A 17,071-nucleotide genomic window follows, 5' to 3' on the forward strand; every position below is an offset into this window, starting at 1 on the left:
TCATCGGAGGCCTCATGAGCACCGGCGTACGCGTCATGGACCTCCAGGCAGCTCCAGTGCCCCTGGCACGGTTCACCGTCAAGTCGTTCGCGGGCAGCGGTGGCATTCACGTCATGCGCTCGCCATTCGACCGTCGACTCACGACGATACGATTCTATGACCGGTCAGGGTTCGATCTTTCCACCACCCAGGAAGGAGCCATCGAGCGCCTGTTCTTCCGGGAAGAATTTGCTCGCGCCGACGTCGAAGAAGTGGGGACCATCGACATTCCGCCTCGTGTGGTAGAGTCGTACCGTGACTACTTCCTGAGCTCCCTGGATGTTGCCGCCATCCAGTCGTCCGGCATCCGGTTCGTCATCGACTACTCGTATGGCACTCCCGTCCAGCTCTTTCCTGCCATTGCAGGGGAGTTTGGCCTCGAGATCATCTCACTGCACGCCTACGCTGACGGGCGAAGGGCGGTGAGGACGGCGTCTGAGTTCCGGGACGCCAAGCGAAGGCTGTCTTCCATGGTCAAGTCACTGGGAACAGCGTTCGGCGTGATTCTGGACGCCTCCGGCGAAAAGGTCTTCATCGTGGACCGGAGCGGTGAGATCCTTTCGGATACCCGTACCACGGCACTCATGATTGGCTCCAGGCATCGGTCCGGGGTCCTGAACTCAGTAACGCTTCCCATTACGGCATCCATCGAGCTGGAGCGGTATATCAGGAATCAGGGGGTCGATGTGCACTGGTGCTCAACCCTGCCACGCAATATTATCGGCGAAGCGACAAACACCGACGCCGGCGCGGACATCCTGGGAGGCTTCATCTTCTCCCGCGCTCTCCCCTTCTACGACGGTATGCTCTCCATCGGTTTTCTCCTTGAGACACTTGCCAAGACAGGACAAGACCTTGTCACGCTGAAGCAGGAGACACCGGCCCGGGATCCCAGTCACATCGAACTGCCATGCCCGTGGGAGTCCAAGGGAACTATCATGCGTCGCATGAGCGAGCTCTATCGTGACACGGCGGAGTTCGTCGAAGGGGTCAAGCAACGTGAGGAAGACGGGTACACCCTTGTGCTGCCTGACAGGGACCGCCCGGTACTGCACATCTATTCGAGCTATACGACCGACGAACGTGAACGCGACCGACTGGCCGACGCAGAGAAGAAAATCCGTTCCTGGATGCAATAGCCGAAGCCTTATTGCTGGAGGGGGTTACGAGACTACACTATTCGGCATAGTCTTTTCAGACTGAGACAGGAGGAGATAGTGGGCGAGCACACCGAGCCGCTTTCGATGGTCAACGGCGATGGCCTGATCAATTTCGGGTGGGCCAGACAACCGCTGTTCGACGTGAACATGGCAGCTGCTGCGTCGGTGCATCGACACATCTTCAGTGCGTGGCGCCTCAAGCGGTGGGAATATTCTTACGTCGCTACACCAACAGTCTTCTTCGCAGCGCAGATTGCTCACCTGGGATACCTGGCCAACCTCACAGCATACCTGTATGATATCAAACGCAACGTCCTGCTGGAGCGCACATCGAACATCCCCTTCGGAACCGGCGTCGTCCTGGCCGACCATCCCCGCCGGGGGACGACCAGCGCCCGCGCAGGGACCTCCAAGTACCTCCAGTTTGAGATGACGCCGGAAGGCAAACACGTCACCGTCGACTGGCACCGGTTCAATGGGCCACAGGATCTCCACGCCGACCTGCTTCTCGGCTGGCCCGAGGAACTCGAGTCCCTGAGTGTCGTCGACCCCCTGAGGAACGGACGCTTCGCCTATACGACCAAGGTAACCTGTATGCCCACTACAGGGACTATCCGCGTTGGACAGGAAACATGGGAGTGCGATCGTTCAGAAGTACTGGGCGAACTGGACTGGAGTCGAGGCTTCCTCGAGAGTGTCACGCCATGGAAGTGGGCGACAGCTTCAGGCCGAACACGGCAGGGCCAGACGGTTGGCTTCAACCTGTGCAGTGGTTTTCATGACCGAGGCGACAACGAGAACGCCGTGATGGTCGATGGGCATCTCACCAAGCTGGGCCTCGTCTCCTTCACGTATGATCAGTCTCACGTCATGCAGCCCTGGCACGTCAGCTGCCCCGATGGGCACGTCGATCTGTCGTTCGTCCCGATGGTGGACCGTCAGTCGTACACGGACGCCGGTCCTCTCCAAAGTCATATCCATCAGCTCGTGGGCCGGTACAGTGGTACCGTGACGCCAGAAGGTTCAGATCCGATAGCAATCACGGACTTCGTCGGAGCGGCCGAGGACCACTACGCTCGCTGGTAGTCGATGCGTGGCTGGGCACAACGACTCAGAGCAAACGCCCCGGGCATATGGTGTTCGAGGCGTTTGCTGTCGACCAGGCGTCAGGCGCCTACAATCCCGCTTTCGATGCTCTGATCAGTGTAGAGAGACCGATGCGAATGCTCTGCTCCTCGGCTGTCTTGAACAGGCCCTCGGCACTCCTCGGCTTGATCGCGTCCTTCGTGACGCTACCGTCAACAGCAAAAAGGGCAGACGTGCGGACGCCACGGAACTGACCGACGATGAAGAGACACCCGCTCTCCATTTCGATCGCCTTGACGCCCGACTGCATCATCAGGCTCATCTTGTCCTTGTCGTAGTTACGGTAGAATGCGTCACTGCTGATGACGACTCCGTGCTTCGCCGTCGGAACAACGTCCCGGGCTGCTTCCATGGTGACGCGAAGGAGGTCAGCATCCGGCACTGCTGGGAACGACAGTGGAAGGTATTGGAGAGACGTTCCATCGTCACGGATACTCCCCGTGGCAACGACAAGGTCCCCGGCATCGACGTCCGACGCAATGCCCCCGGCCGAGCCAACCCTGAGCAGCACGCGCGCCCCAAGGTTGCACAGCTCCTCCACGACGATTGCTGTTGATGGAGCCCCCATTCCCGTCGTGGCAACCGACAGCCGTTCGCCCTCATACATCCCCGTGAAGACAAGCAGATACCGGTATTCATTGACCAGGCGAGCACCCTGGAGCAGCTTCGACACCTGCTCGGCTCGCTGGGGGTTCCCGACCAGCATGACGTGCGGCGCAAGGTCCTCTGCCTCAAACTTCAAGTGAAACTGTGCCATGGAATCTACCTCCCTGGGATACTAAAGCATGCCACGAGCCAGCAGAGCCGTTCGCTCCGCCAGGGCGTGGATCGAGAGTCGTTCTTTGCCTGGAATATACGTTTCGAGCCGATCGCCGATGGGATCCGCCCACACGGCAGGGACTCCACCCATCACACCCAGAACCGTTCCGACGAGACCGGCATTGCAGTCAATGTCGAGTCCGCCACGCGCCAGCAGGGCAAATGATTCCGTGATATCCTGACCACCATACCAGAGTGAGATGATGTCCACCGCCATGTTCGGGTAGGCATGGATCCAGTTGTACTGCTCAAACCGTTGCTCGGCCCATGCAAGCGCCGAGGAGACGTCCGATTCCCGCGCGACCATGTCCAGACACTCGTGCAGAACGGCAGCGTATTCGCTCCCCTGAGGAACGTATCCCGCCGCTTCAACCGCAACGACACGCGGATCATCGCGCACATAAGCGAGGGCCGTGAGCGCTGCCGCATACATGCCCCCATACACGCCGTTTGCCGCGTGGGACACGACCCCGTCGAGATGAGCCAGCCTTACCGCCTCAAGTGGTCGCCCCGGTGCCAACATCCCGCAAATCATCCCGCGCATCTGAACACCAATCCAGTCCGAATATGGATTCCGGTAGCTTCCCGATTCGGGCGGAGTGAGACCAGCACGCAAGTTCTGGATAGCAATCCACTCTGCCGACCAGCCAAAAGGTATTTGCCGCAGCCATTCGTCGGCAATGTCCTGCGACGTAAGACCGTGTCCATGTGACTCGAAAGCGTCAAGGAGCGCCAGTTCGTAGACAACGTCGTCGTTCATCGTCTCAGGATCTGTGACATAGGAACGGACATCGCCATAGACCTCTGAGATACGCTGGCCTGTATATCCCTCGATGGCAGTGCCAAATGCGCCACCCGCAAGCTGGCCGACCCATCCTGTCAACGTTTTCTCCTCGACGCTATCCGGCTGCTCCTCCTGCGGCGTATGAGCCGCGGGCAGGCGAGACAAGACTTCATCCCACGAGCCAGGGTGCTCGAACCCGAGGTAGGAGCACAAAGGATCCTGCGGTGCGGCAAACAGTGCGTCGAGGTAATGAGCGGTGAGTACGCGCAGCGCAGGAGCATCTCCGCTATGAGCCAGGCGCAAGCCTTCTGGGATAAGCGATACCGCCACACTCTCGTCAAAGCCCTGATTCTCCATCGACTGGGCTGCCTCGCGATAGAGGCACTCCGGAGCGCCTGATCCCGGCACAGAACTCTCCCAGAGCATGAACATCACCTCATCCTGCCCCTTCTCGGCAGCGGTCTGCTCACACCAGCTGCTTGGATGCAGGCGCCGGTCCAGCGGAACGGCAGAACGCCGTATGTCGCGTTCCGCTTGCCATGCCTTGATTCTCATGCCTGCCTCCTCTTGCGGACGGAATACAGGTACAGGGAAACGAGCGTCGCGACGTAGGGGATCATGGCCGTGAACTGGGTAGGAATCCGACTGCCTTGCAGGAATACCGTTAGACCGTCGAAGAACCCAAACAGCAGAGAGATGATCGCGATGCCCCAGGGATTCCCGCTGACCAGAATGACGGCCGTCAGCGAGATCCAGCCGCGCCCAGCTGACATGTTTTCGGCAAACAGCCGCACATACCCAAGAGAGAGATACGCGCCTGCCAGACCGCAGCATACCGCACAGACGATGAGCGACCAGATACGTATCGTCGATGCCGGGACGCCGCTCGAACTCAGGCACGCAGCGTTATAGCCTGCACCGCGGAGCCGGAGCCCGAAACGAGTCCGGAAGATGACGAACGCGGACAGCACAGTCACCAGGAGGGCGACGTAGACGATAGCGTTGTACCCACTGAGCAACCTCCCCAGAAAGGGGATTCCGTCAATCAGCGGCAGCTTCACGGCTGGAATCGCGCGGATACCGGCATCGGTGAAGGCTCCCTTGACGTGAAAGATATCGCGCAACAAGAACGTCGTCAGGCCCACCGCGAACAGGTTCAGCGCTATGCCTGTCAGGAACTCGTCCGTATGAAGTCTCACGGCAAACAGAACGAAGATGCCGGCCATGATCAGCGCCCCAGCTACCGCGCATAGAATGCCAAGGAACCAGCTGTGCAGGAAGAACGACCCGAGAACTGCGCAGAACGCACCAACCAGCATCATCCCTTCCATGGCGATGTTGAAGATGCCGGCATAAAAGGTGAATGTCCCACCAATGGCCGCCAGCAGGATCGGTGTGGCTCCGACGACCATGGCCGAGACAAGTCCAAACAGGACGTTCACCCCGCACTCTCCTTCAGTTTTCGCCTGGTCGCCAGCCGGTCGAACACCATGTTCAGAGAAACCCTGCCAGCTACCACGACCAGCACAATGACTGCCTGCAGCACATCGATGAACTCCGAAGGTACGGCAGTGACGAGTTCCATGCCTATGGCGCCCTGCTGCAGTGCACTGAAGAGCAACCCATAGAGAAAGGTTCCCGAAATGCCATTGCTGGCCACGACTGCGATCATGATACCGTCCCAGGCATAGTTGGCGCCCAGCCCCTTCACAAAGCGATGGGGGCCGCCCATGATCATCAGCCCTCCGGCAAGCCCCGCGAGAGCTCCGGTGACCAGCATGACGCGGACATAGTTGGCATTCACTTTGCATCCGCCGATCCTCGCAAACAGCGAATTCTGCCCAGTCATGCGCCATTCGTAGCCACTGCGGCCTCTGCTCATGATCAGCCAGCAGACGACTGCTGCAAGCACCATGAACAGGACACTTGTGTTCACGCTTCCCAGATCCGGCAGCCATGCAGCGGTACTGATGGGCCTGGTCATGGGAGTCGAAGCAGAGGGGTCGAACAGGGGGTACGTAATAACCCACAGCGCGAAGTAGTCGGCGATGAAGTTGAGCATGAGCGTGACAATGAACTCATCCATGGCGAAAGCACGTTTGAGAAGTGCTGCAAGCCCCGACCACAGCGCGCCGCCGAGAAGAGATGCCAGGATACAAAGCGGGACAAGGAATGCCGAAGGCAGATGGACGAACAACCCGACCAGTGTCGCACCCAGGGCTCCCATGACGAGCTGACCCGGCTGTCCAAGGTTCACGGGACCGGAGGCGAACGCGATCGAGGCCGAGAGCCCTGTCAGGATAAGGGGAACGGCGCGCGTCACCGTAGCAGTGAATCCCGACCCGCTGAACAACGAGTACTGGAGAAGCGCACCGTAGGTCGCAACCGGATTGAACCCCTGGAGCGCCAATACAAGCGCTCCAATGGCGAACGCCGCCAGGACGCCAAGAATCCCGCTAAGAGCCTGTTTCCGCATGTGCAGCTTCCTTTCCCCCGAGCATGTAGTACCCGACCTCCTCACGACTGGTCGCGTCCGTAGCAAGGTCCACGACCACCTCGCCCTGGCACATCACGACGATGCGGTCGGCCACCATGAATAGTTCGTCGAGGTCGGCCGATACCAGCAGGACAGCCCGTTTCCTGCTCCGCAGGTTCAGGAGCAGCTGATGGACATACTCGATGGAACCGACGTCCAGGCCTCGCGTCGGCTGGTCCATGAGGACGAACGGCGTTTCCAGCAATAGTTCACGACCGAGAATCACCTTCTGCTGGTTGCCGCCTGACAATGATCGGAACGGATCCGATGAGTGTCCCATGCTGACAGTAAACTGCTCTCGAATCTGATCGACAAACTCAGCTGCATGCCGGTAGTCGAGCCCAAGCCCCCTCCACGTGCGGAACCGTGGGTCAAGAACGTGGTGTGTCATAATCGCATCCTCCAAAATGGACGCCGCCACGCTCGCGCCCATCTTTCCCCTGTCCTGGGGAACGAACGCAATCAGCGTCCGCCTGGTCAGGATGTCGGCATGCGTAATGTCCTTCCCCATCACGTCAAGTGTCCCAGATGTCATTGAGGCCAGCCCCATGATTGCGTTCACCAGCTCGAACTGGCCGTTCCCCTCGACGCCGGCCACTCCTACGATCTCGCCGGCACGCACTTCGACGGTCGCGTCACGCAGTCTTGCGCGATGCTCGGTGTCGTTGCAATTCAGCTCTCGCGCGCGGAAGACGATCTCTCCGGGTTCCTGAGGCTGGCGCCGCGACGTGAACAGGACCTCTCTGCCCACCATCTGCCGGGCCAGATCCTCTTTCGTCAGTCCGGACGCGGCGGACGTGCCGACGATCTTGCCATGTCGCATGACGGTTACTCGATCACTCAAGGTCAGAACCTCGTCCAGCCGGTGGGATATGAAGATGATCGTGTGTCCTTTGTCCCTGAGACGCGCCAATTCGGCAAACAGCTGGGGGATTTCCTGAGGCGTCAGAACCGCCGTCGGCTCGTCCAGAACAAGCACGGAGACATTCCGGTAGAGCAGTTTGAGGATCTCGACCTTTTGGCGTGCAGCTACCGAGATATCTCCTACCAGTGCGTCAGGGTCCAAGTTGAACTGAAACTCCTCGATCCTCTGGCGCACTGCTTCACGCGCCTTATGAGCATCGATTGTCCCGAAAGCGCGGACGGGCTCGGCGCCCAGGACGATGTTCTGCCATACCGTGTACTCCGGAATGAGCAGGATCTCCTGGTGCACCATACCTATCCCGGCGGAAATCGCTTCACGTGGTGTCCTGAATTCGACCTTGGCACCCTTGAAGAAGATGTCCCCTGCGTCACGGCGCTCGAGGCCATAGAACACCTTCATGAGCGTGCTCTTCCCGGCTCCGTTCTCTCCGACCAGCGCGTGGATCTCGCCGGATTCAAACGATACTGACACGTCAGAGAGCGCGACGGTGTCCGGGGGAAACACCTTGGTGATGTGCTGCAGGTCGATCAGGACATCACGTGCCACAAACAGCCCGTCCTACTGGTACTTGGTGACGGCGAGCGTACCGTCAATGATCTGCTGACGGACTTCACTGATGCGATCGACAATGCTCTGCGGAAGGACTTGCACCGTCGCCTCGGTCACTAGATCGACAGTACCGGTCTTCATACCGTACTTCACAACTTGACCCGGCTTGTACGTGCCGTCCTTGATCGTCTTGTAGACGTCTTCGATGGTCTTGCCCACGTCCTTGATGTCCGACGCGATGACGTAACCGGGCTCGATATCGTTCTGATTCGTATCGACGCCGATTGCGTACAGGCCACGCTCCTTGGCTGCCTGGAGCACGCCCAGGCCCGTGGCGGCGGCAACCTGGAACACAACATCGCACTTCTTGTCATAGAGACTGAGAGCGGCCTGCTTGCCTTTGGCCGGGTCGTCCCAGATGCCGGCGAGCACGACGCGCTCGACCTTGATAGTCTTGTCGATGTAGTGGACGCCATCCTCATAGGCCTTTACAAAAGCCATCACCACCGGGTCATCCGCCGCGGCGACCACGCCAACGACCTTGTCGGCGTTAATATTCTTGATGCTCATGTCTGTGGTCGTAAGACCAGCACAGACGCCCGCGAGGAATGCGCTCTCTTCCTCGACGTACTTGATGGACGTTATCGTGCTCTTGCTGTTCTGCACAATCGTGTCGATGTTGACGAAGATCTTGTCGGGGTACTTGTCGGCCATCGCCTTCAGGTTGTCCTCGAACGCATAGGAAATAACGAACACGACGTCACTGTATTGTACAGCAGCCTCCAACCCAGGCTCGTACTTGCCTGCATCGAAGTTGCACTCGATCGTTCTGGTCTCCACTCCATACTGGCTCTTGATGTTGTCGATCCCTTTCTGACCAGAATCATAGAACGCATTGTCGCCAAGAGCTCCATTGATGAGGTAGACAACTTTGTCGGTCTTAGGGCCAGTCGCTGTCGGCTTGCAACCGGCAAATGACAGGCTCATGATCATGAGCGCGAGCAGCATACACAGTATTCTCTTCATGTCGACTCTTCTCCTTTGTCCTTCAGATCTGCTGCTTCGGGAGGTGGTCTCCCCTGTGCAGCCTTGACTCAAGAAACGCAGCGACTTCCACTTCATCCGGCATCGATTGCTGAGCACCCGACCGCGTTACCGTCAGCGCACCCGCAGCCATCGCCCGGTAGAGCGCCATGTCGGGGTCAAACCCCAGGTCTATCGACGCGGCAAATGCTCCCTGGAAAGAATCGCCTGCAGCCGTCGTATCGACCGATACCACCGAAAAGGCGGGCACCTCGGGGCTCTCGAACGCGCCAACCGCAAACGCACCCTTTTCTCCCCGCTTTACGACGACGGTCCTCGCGCCCAAACCCAGAAGGACTGCTGCGGCCTCTTTGAGATCGGCGGTTCCGGCAAGCGCACGGGCCTCACCCTCGTTCGGCATAAGGTAATCCACATCGGCGAATACTCCTGCCGTCAGTGTGACGGACCCCCAGGGCGAAGGGTCGAGGATGACGGTAGCTCCTCTCAGGTGCGCCACGTGAGCAGCCTCCCGAACGACCGCAAACGGGATTTCGCACTGCAGCAGGAGAACGACCCCGGGCTGCAGCAAACCGCCCAGCGTCTTGAGTTCGGCGGCACCGACGGCACCGTTGGCGCCCGGGACGACCACAATGCGATTTTCGCCGCCTCTTTCCACCAGGATGCACGCAACCCCTGTCGACAAGATGGGATCCACCGTTACGCCGACGACGTTCACTCCAGAAGCCGACAACCCATTCATCACGTCCCGCCCAAAAACGTCTGATCCCACGCGCCCCACCAGGACACTCTCCGCTCTCAGCCGGGCAGCCTGCACCGCCTGGTTCGCACCTTTCCCGCCCGGGTTAGTGAACCATCCAGTCGAGACAACGGTCTCACCGTGATCCGGCACACGCTCGCACCGGACAACCAGGTCCATGTTGATGCTGCCGAATGATACGACCATGACTACAGGGAAGTTGCCGAAGAATGCTCTGCCGAAGTATTCCGGAGCGCCGTCGAATCCCGGACCACAAGCTCCGTCGGGAGAACCACCGGCTGACATGATACATGACCGGCTCTCATGTCGAGAATCGCTCTCACTGCCCGCCGCCCCATCTCATAGGTGGGCTGTCGAACCGTCGTCAACGATGGACTGAAAATCCTCGCAAACGCGATGTCGTCAAAACCAGTGACCGATATCCGTTCCGGCACCGGGATGCCCACTTCCGCAAGTCTCGCCAGAGCGCCAAACGCACATAAGTCATTGGCACAGACGACACCCGTCGTTCCGTCCATCATGAGCTCGGCCTGTTTCATGGCTCCGTAGCCGTCGTCGATCCCAAAACCAGCACGCACGACATCGAAGTCGATATGGTGCAGACGGCACTGGTCACGGAACCCTCGGAGCCTGTCCTCAGTTGTGGAGATCATCGGAGGGCCAGACAGATACAGCAGTTTGCGATGCCCCAGTCCCGCCAGGTAGTCGACCACAGCCTTGCTCCCACTGTAGTTGTCGGCACTCACCTGTGAAACCAGGGAACCGGAGAGTCTACGGTCCATGACAACAACGGGGACACCGGCCGCCAGCTCTGCCACATACGCATCTCTTCGGGAAGCGCTGGCCACGATGACTCCCGCCACAGTCAGATCATGCAGAGAATGCAGGTACTGCTTCTCCTTGGCCACATGACCGTCGCTATTGCAGACGATGAGGTTCAGGCCATGCTTGCATGCTTCGTCCTCCGCGCCGCGCACGATAGCTGGAAAAAAGGGGTTGGTGATGTCTGGAACCACAAGCCCAATGAGATCGGATTGGCCAAGGACCATGGCGCGTGCGATAGGGTTGGGCTTGTAGTCCAACTCCCTGGCCATCTCCAGGATGCGCTCACACAGTTCTGGCCGCACCATCTCCGGTTTGGAGAACGCCCGCGATACCGTGCTTGTGGAAATGCCGAGTTTTCGCGCTATATCCCTCATGCTACTCTACCCTCGGCAGCCAGATACCTGTCTGGTTCTGGTACTTCCCCTTCTTGTCCTGATAGGAGACGCTACACATGTCATCTGCTCCCATGAAGAGGACCTGAGCAATCCCCTCGTTGGCATAGACCTTGACGGGGAGCGGCGTCGTGTTACTGATCTCGATGGTCACGAAACCTTCCCATTCGGGTTCAAGCGGCGTCACGTTAACAATAATGCCCGCTCGAGCATATGTACTCTTGCCAATGACAAGGCACAAGACATCCCGGGGAATCCGGAAGTACTCGAGACTGCGTGCAAGAGCGAAGGAGTTCGGCGGGATGATGCAGGAGTCACCGTTCATGTCCACAAAACTTCGCCCGGTAAACGCCTTTGGATCGACAATGGCATTGAAGACATTGGTGAAGACCTTGAACTCGTCCGCCACACGCATGTCATATCCATAGGACGACACGCCATATGAGACGACGCCCTTGGGACAGTCTAATGCAAACGGTTCGATCATGCCAGCCAATGCATGGGCCGCGATCCAGGTGTCAGATTTGATTCCCATCTCCCGCCTCCAAATCCCGATTTTCGCCTGCAAGCGCTACCATTGTGTTCAGAAGCATCCAAACTTCAAGGTTGACAGCCAGCAGGCCTCGATTGGGCGGCACCAGTGCCGGCATTTCACAAGCCGACCTGCCTGTGTCTGGTTCAGGCTTCCGGTACGCGCCGCGATCGATCACCCGCGTTCCTGGCCACCGCTCTCTCGGACATCACATCACTCATTGTAGGTGTCAGGGAGATCGTTCTCAAACATCACCGTGTCACCGGGTGTCAGCAGGCTTCGCATGAGCCCCGTGACCTCCTCAAGGGAACGAGCCGTGAGGATGTTCGTCTCCGGGAAACCAGCCGACAGCAGCCCCTCGCGGACCGGTCGAGTCTTTTTCGGGCCGACCAGGATGACTGTGTCAGCTGCTCCAGCCGCCTGCCTGCCCGCCTCGATGTTTTCCGTGTCCTCCGCTTTGCCCAGCGAGACCAGCCCGGGGGTGACGAGAACCCGTCGCGAAGGAAAAGCGGCCAGCACCTCCATCGCCATGGCAAACCCGGCAGGATTCGAGTTGAAAGCATCATCGATGATGCGAACGCCGCCAGCGCCAGCCATCACCTGTAGCCGATGAGGAGGTGCCTGCAGTGTGGCAACACTATCCTGGATAGCGTTCCAGGACACCCCCAGCTCACGCGCCACTGCGACCGCCAGCAGGATGTTCTCAACGTTGTGCCGGCCAAGCAGCTTCGTATGGCATGCGAATTGCTCATCCTGACTCATCACGATGTCAAAGGACAGACCGTCAGCACTCATCACGATGTTCTCGGCATGCAAGTCAGATGACAACGATCCGCCTGCGCTCGCGCTCAGGATTCTCTTCCCCTGTACGCTCCCGATTTCTGCAAGGACAGGATCATCGGCGTTCAGGACGACCGTGGATCCGCTGCGAGGCATCCTGACGAATTCCTTCATGACACGCCGGATGGCAGCCTCGGAACCGAACTCCTCGAGGTGCTGCAGACCGACCGACGTCACGATCGAGATACTGCAGGGGACTAGACTGAGAAGATGCTCAAATCCACCCTTCTCGTTCTCGGCGAGTTCAACCACGAACACCTCGTGTTCTGGGCCGAGCTGTCCGCGAATGACCCGACAGATGCCCATGGCCGTGTTATAGCTCTCGGGCGTCATCAGAACACGATAGCGTGACTCCAGCAGTTGCGCCGTGAAGAATTTGGTGCTCGTCTTGCCATAGCTCCCGGTGATGCCGACCACAGTCGGAGCAAACCCGGCAAGGATCCTGCTGGCGTCTCTGACGTACCAGTCCCGTATCGACGCCTCGATGGGCTCCATGATCGTGCGGCTGATAACCAGAACGGCAGGAGCCAGCGTCGGCAGGAGCCAGGCTATCGCGAGGGCGAGTCTTGCCTGTCCAGCAAATGGTACCAGACAAATCCCCGCGCTAAGGATTGCAGCACACCCCAGCAGGCGTCGCGCGCGCGGAGTCATAACCAGAGCCTTCTTCACTGGACTCCGTACCCAGAGACGGAGTTCCCACAGGAGTCCTGCCAGGCCAATAACTATCGACAGGCTGCAGGCGATGACGATCGAAGATGCCGATTCAAGGTACAGGAACAGCACGACGACCCCAAGGAGGCCAAGGAGGTCAAGCATCGGATTGGCAGCCAGATAGTCGACGTGGAGGGCAACCCAATGCACGAACCGCCGGATATCGTATTCCTCGAGCTGCAGCATATGAAGAAGATGGACGATTCTTGCCAAAGCAAGAGCGAAGGCAGTAGCGACGGCCAGTACTGCAAGGAGTTGAGCCAAACCTCTCATCTCGTCGCCCCTTCTCGCGTTCCGTGAAGGAATGCGCTGACCACCGCATTCACGAATGCCGGACTGTCGAGGTAGCTGAAGTGACCCGCTCCTGCAATAACGATAAGTCGTGACCCCCTGATCAGCTGTTCCATTTTTCGTCCATCCGCAATGGGCGTTTCGGTGTCTTTTTCCCCCCACAGAAGCAGCGTCGGCGCGCTGACGGCCCCAAGACATGCGGTAAGGTCGAGATTGACGGTCCTCACCATGGATGCCCTCATCACGCCAGCCATCGCACGGTAGTCGACACTTCCAAACCGCATGGCAAGGCGTTCCCGCAGCGCGGGCCCCTTCGCCCCAAGAATCGGAAGACGCAGGACTGTCTGGGCGGTCTTGTAGAAAAGTCGCCGCATGCGCCGCCTGAACGTTGCCGGAGGTCTGATGCCAGCGGCATCGACCAGGACGAGAGCCTGGACAGCTTCAGGCGCGTGCGCCGCCAACCATATGGCGATACGGCCACCAAACGAGTGTCCGATGTACGTCGCGCGCGAGATCCCCAGAGACGCCACCGCTTCCTCGACGAAGGCAGCATATTCAGGCGTGCCCCAAGGAACCGCAGGAGGGCTGCTGCCACCGAAACCTGGAAGGTCGAAAGCAAGAACCCGGTACTTGTCCCGAAGTCCCACAATGAGGGGCATCATGCTGACCGCCTGACCTCCCCAGCCATGCAGTAGCACGACAGGGTCTCCGGACCCTTCGTCTACATATGCAAGCGTGATGCCGTCGACGAGCGTGGTAGCCATCATACTCCGTCAGACGTTCTTGGTTCCGGACTTGCCCTCTGAACCTAGCCTCAGCAGATCTGACACATCGTAGCTGACGACGTTCGACCTGCGGTCTTCGAATGCTTTGCAGGCGAGATCGATCAACTTCGTGAGCAGATCCCGGTATTGCATGCCCACAGCTTCCCATAGGTAGAACGACAGGGCGCCTGGAATCGTGTTGATCTCGTTGACGTAGACGGCTCCAGATTCATCGATCAGGAAGTCGACCCGGGCGACGCCCCGGCAATCGAGAGTGGTAAATGCACGGCACGCCAGTTCCTGCACGCGATGGGTAAGGTCATCGCCAAGATTCGCCGGCACCTTGCGGGCCTCCGCCTTCTGGATACCACTATCTGACCCAGCCGTGGTCTTGTACCCCACCTTATACTTGGCGTCGTAGTCGAGAAAGGCGCGCGAGCTGAAGACTTCCTCGCACGCCGACGGTATTGGATCGTCATTGCCCAGAACGGCACAGTTTACCTCACGATGATGGACAACGGCCTGCTCCACCAGCAACTTGCGGTCGAACTGACTCGCAACCTCCAGTGCGTATCGCAGCGTGTCGTGATCTGTCGCGCGCGTGATGCCGACGCTGGATCCCAGGTTCGCCGGTTTCACAAACATGGGAAAGTGCAGGCGCTGCTCAGCTGCACGAAGACAGTCATCCGGCGAAGCACGCCATGTGCGCCTGCTAAAACTGACGTACGGAACGACGGGGATTCCGGCTGCCACAAACAGCTGCTTCTGGAACACCTTATCCATGCCCAGTGCAGAGCCGGTCACGCCTGCACTCGTGTAGGGGATCCCCAGCAGTTCGAACATGCCCTGCATCGTCCCGTCTTCACCGTTGGTACCGTGGTTACACAGCAGTGCAACGTCGACAGCCAGCGGTTCCACATCTATACCACGGCCCATGAAGCCTCTATGCGAAGCCGGCACTACAAAGGTCGTTTTTCCGGCAAAGGGCTGCAGCTGCACGCGCTGTACCTTGCCCGGAAGACTGACGAGATCACAGAACACATCCATCGTTTTCAGGGCTTCTCCTGTGAACCAGACGCCCTCCTTGGACACGTAGAGCGGGACGGCCTCGAACTGCTCCTCGTCCAGAGAATTCATGGCCTGAACGGCGGTAATGATAGAGACCTCGTGCTCCACTGAGCGCGAACCGAAAACAACGGCGACTCTCTTCTTCATCCATAGCTCCTTACACTGGCCCCGCAGGGACAATGTTTCCTGAAAAGCCCGTGAATTGCTGATTTCATGCACATTCAGTGTATTCCCTTTGAACCGTATTGCAACGGACCGAACGAATTTGACAGAGACGCCCGACGTTATATATTGGAATACGAACAATTGTCTATGAAAGGATAGGCCAGATGAACTACAGGTCATTCGGAAGACTCGATTGGAAGCCGTCTGCACTCGGATTTGGCACGATGAGACTGCCTACTGTTGGCGAAGATCCTTCGGTCATCGACGAGCAGCAGGCCATTACTATGCTTCGTACCGGCATCGACGGAGGGATCAACTACGTCGATACGGCATACCCGTATCACGGGGGCAAGAGTGAAACGCTCGTCGGCAAAGCCCTCCAGGAAGGCTACCGTTGCAAGGTGCACCTTGCAACCAAGATGCCCTCCTGGCTCATCGAGTCACAGGCAGACATGACCCACTATTTCGAAGAACAGCTGCAGCGTATGCAGACCGACCACGTCGAGTTCTACCTGTTGCATGGCCTCAACGCTGAGCGCTGGCACAAACTGCGTGATGCGAGGGTCCTCGAATGGGCGCACGAACGCGTGCGGGAGGGCCGTATCGGCTATCTGGGCTTCTCGTTCCACGACAACAATGCAGTGTTCCGGGAAATCGTCGACGCCTATCAGGATTGGACATTCTGCCAGATCCAGTACAACTTCCTCGATGAAGAGATGCAGGCGGGCACCAACGGGCTCCACTATGCGGCATCCAGGGGACTGGGGATCGTCGTCATGGAGCCTCTACGCGGGGGGAAACTGGCAGTGCCAAACGCAGAAATCTCAGCAATGTGGGACGCAGCCTCGACCAGACGGTCGGCGGCTGAATGGGCTCTGGACTGGGTATGGAGCCACCCCGAGGTCTCGCTGCTACTCAGTGGCATGAGCACTCTGACACAGGTTCAGCAGAATCTGGACGCTGCGGGCATGTCAGAAACCGGCATGCTGGCTCCCGGCGACCTGGACCTGATCGCACGCGTCAGGGATGCCTACAACGCCCTCGTCTGTGTCTCCTGTACAGCTTGCAGCTATTGCATGCCCTGTCCGCAGGGCGTCAACATCCCGGGCATGTTCCAGCTTGTCAATGAAGGTTCGATGTTCGGAAGCTGGGATGTGCAACGCAAGAGATACGGCCAGATGAAAAGCGAAGGTTCGTCAGCTGACAGCTGCATCCGTTGCGGAGCATGCGAGGATAAGTGCCCACAGCACATCTCCATTCGCGATCAGTTGGCCAACGTCGCTGAGCAACTCGGCTGATTCTCTACTCCGATCCTGGAGATTGTCGTCCTGAACGGCAATGACGGCAGTACCCGTACAATACGAGGCTGTGATCAGTGACCTCAAAATCCAGCGCTTCGGCCGCACTGTTTGCAAAATCCTCTACAGGACAGCTGCTGATCGGAAACATGTGGTGGCACCCAAGGCAAACCATATAGTGCCGATGAGCATTGCCCATCAACTCAAAGAATGAACGGCCGTCATTGCTCAACAACGTCCGTTGCACGCTGCCGCGACTGACGAGTTCATCGAGGGTACGATAGACCGTTGACAGCGCTATGCCCGGCACAGCTGTGTTCACCCTTTTGAGAACGTCGTCGGCTGTCAGTGGAATACAGACTTCACCCAGGACCTGCAGAATGGTGCGACGATCCCTGGTCATCCGGAACCCTCTCAGCTGTCCAG

General features: G+C 58.7%; 15 protein-coding genes and 1 pseudogene. 3 read left to right on the forward strand and 13 right to left on the reverse strand.

The window, feature by feature from the left end; translation table 11 throughout:
* Nucleotides 1-1,178 (forward strand): annotated as a pseudogene (locus SMC1_RS08475) (hypothetical protein); the annotation flags it as partial.
* Between the two features lie 78 nt (nucleotides 1,179-1,256).
* On the forward strand, nucleotides 1,257-2,285 hold the full coding sequence (locus tag SMC1_RS08480; RefSeq protein ID WP_119086350.1) for a DUF2804 domain-containing protein: 1,029 nt from the start codon (nucleotides 1,257-1,259) through the stop codon (nucleotides 2,283-2,285).
* A gap of 88 nt (nucleotides 2,286-2,373) precedes the next feature.
* Here SMC1_RS08480 and SMC1_RS08485 read toward each other — a convergent pair whose 3' ends face one another.
* The 12 genes from SMC1_RS08485 to SMC1_RS08540 form a co-directional block, all read right to left on the reverse strand.
* On the reverse strand, nucleotides 2,374-3,102 hold the full coding sequence (locus SMC1_RS08485; RefSeq protein WP_119086351.1) for a nucleoside phosphorylase: 729 nt from the start codon (nucleotides 3,100-3,102) through the stop codon (nucleotides 2,374-2,376).
* 21 nt (nucleotides 3,103-3,123) lie between these two features.
* Entirely contained in the window at nucleotides 3,124-4,503 is a 1,380-nt protein-coding gene (locus SMC1_RS08490; RefSeq protein ID WP_119086352.1) for an ADP-ribosylglycohydrolase family protein, read from the reverse strand.
* Entirely contained in the window at nucleotides 4,500-5,390 is an 891-nt protein-coding gene (locus SMC1_RS08495) for an ABC transporter permease (RefSeq protein ID WP_119086353.1), read from the reverse strand. Before SMC1_RS08495 ends, SMC1_RS08490 begins: the two co-directional genes overlap by 4 nt.
* The gene (locus SMC1_RS08500; protein ID WP_119086354.1) at nucleotides 5,387-6,424 is read right to left on the reverse strand and encodes an ABC transporter permease; all 1,038 of its coding nucleotides are present in this window, start codon (nucleotides 6,422-6,424) and stop codon (nucleotides 5,387-5,389) included. Before SMC1_RS08500 ends, SMC1_RS08495 begins: the two co-directional genes overlap by 4 nt.
* The gene (locus SMC1_RS08505) at nucleotides 6,405-7,955 is read right to left on the reverse strand and encodes an ABC transporter ATP-binding protein (RefSeq protein WP_207799376.1); all 1,551 of its coding nucleotides are present in this window, start codon (nucleotides 7,953-7,955) and stop codon (nucleotides 6,405-6,407) included. The genes SMC1_RS08500 and SMC1_RS08505 overlap by 20 nt, the downstream gene beginning before the upstream one ends.
* 12 nt (nucleotides 7,956-7,967) lie before the next feature.
* Nucleotides 7,968-8,984: a BMP family ABC transporter substrate-binding protein gene (locus SMC1_RS08510; protein WP_119086356.1), complete on the reverse strand. Its 1,017-nt coding sequence runs from the start codon at nucleotides 8,982-8,984 to the stop codon at nucleotides 7,968-7,970.
* A gap of 22 nt (nucleotides 8,985-9,006) precedes the next feature.
* Nucleotides 9,007-9,945, reverse strand: a complete 939-nt coding sequence (locus SMC1_RS08515; RefSeq protein ID WP_165849373.1) for a ribokinase — start codon at nucleotides 9,943-9,945, stop codon at nucleotides 9,007-9,009.
* Nucleotides 9,946-9,947: 2 nt separating this feature from the next.
* Entirely contained in the window at nucleotides 9,948-10,958 is a 1,011-nt protein-coding gene (locus tag SMC1_RS08520; RefSeq protein ID WP_119086358.1) for a LacI family DNA-binding transcriptional regulator, read from the reverse strand.
* 1 nt (nucleotide 10,959) lies between these two features.
* Nucleotides 10,960-11,511, reverse strand: coding sequence for a dCTP deaminase (gene dcd / locus SMC1_RS08525; RefSeq protein WP_119086359.1), 552 nt, complete (start codon nucleotides 11,509-11,511; stop codon nucleotides 10,960-10,962).
* A 210-nt stretch (nucleotides 11,512-11,721) separates the two neighbouring features.
* Nucleotides 11,722-13,332: a Mur ligase family protein gene (locus SMC1_RS08530; RefSeq protein WP_119086360.1), complete on the reverse strand. Its 1,611-nt coding sequence runs from the start codon at nucleotides 13,330-13,332 to the stop codon at nucleotides 11,722-11,724.
* Nucleotides 13,329-14,114 (reverse strand): alpha/beta fold hydrolase, encoded by a 786-nt coding sequence (locus SMC1_RS08535; RefSeq protein WP_207799378.1) that lies wholly within the window; start codon nucleotides 14,112-14,114, stop codon nucleotides 13,329-13,331. Before SMC1_RS08535 ends, SMC1_RS08530 begins: the two co-directional genes overlap by 4 nt.
* 9 nt (nucleotides 14,115-14,123) lie before the next feature.
* Nucleotides 14,124-15,329 carry a D-alanine--D-alanine ligase family protein gene (locus tag SMC1_RS08540; protein ID WP_165849374.1) on the reverse strand — a complete coding sequence of 402 codons (1,206 nt, stop codon included), beginning with the start codon at nucleotides 15,327-15,329 and terminating at the stop codon, nucleotides 14,124-14,126.
* Between the two features lie 182 nt (nucleotides 15,330-15,511).
* Here SMC1_RS08540 and SMC1_RS08545 point away from each other — a divergent pair, with 182 nt between their 5' ends.
* The gene (locus tag SMC1_RS08545; protein ID WP_119086363.1) at nucleotides 15,512-16,645 is read left to right on the forward strand and encodes an aldo/keto reductase; all 1,134 of its coding nucleotides are present in this window, start codon (nucleotides 15,512-15,514) and stop codon (nucleotides 16,643-16,645) included.
* A 4-nt stretch (nucleotides 16,646-16,649) separates the two neighbouring features.
* Here the strand turns inward: SMC1_RS08545 and SMC1_RS08550 are convergent, their stop codons facing one another.
* The gene (locus SMC1_RS08550; RefSeq protein ID WP_165849375.1) at nucleotides 16,650-17,048 is read right to left on the reverse strand and encodes a Fur family transcriptional regulator; all 399 of its coding nucleotides are present in this window, start codon (nucleotides 17,046-17,048) and stop codon (nucleotides 16,650-16,652) included.
* Nucleotides 17,049-17,071: the final 23 nt, after the last annotated feature.

Origin of the sequence: Candidatus Cryosericum septentrionale (assembly GCF_003570995.1) — a bacterium.
GTDB classification, from domain to species: domain Bacteria; phylum Caldisericota; class Caldisericia; order Cryosericales; family Cryosericaceae; genus Cryosericum; species Cryosericum septentrionale.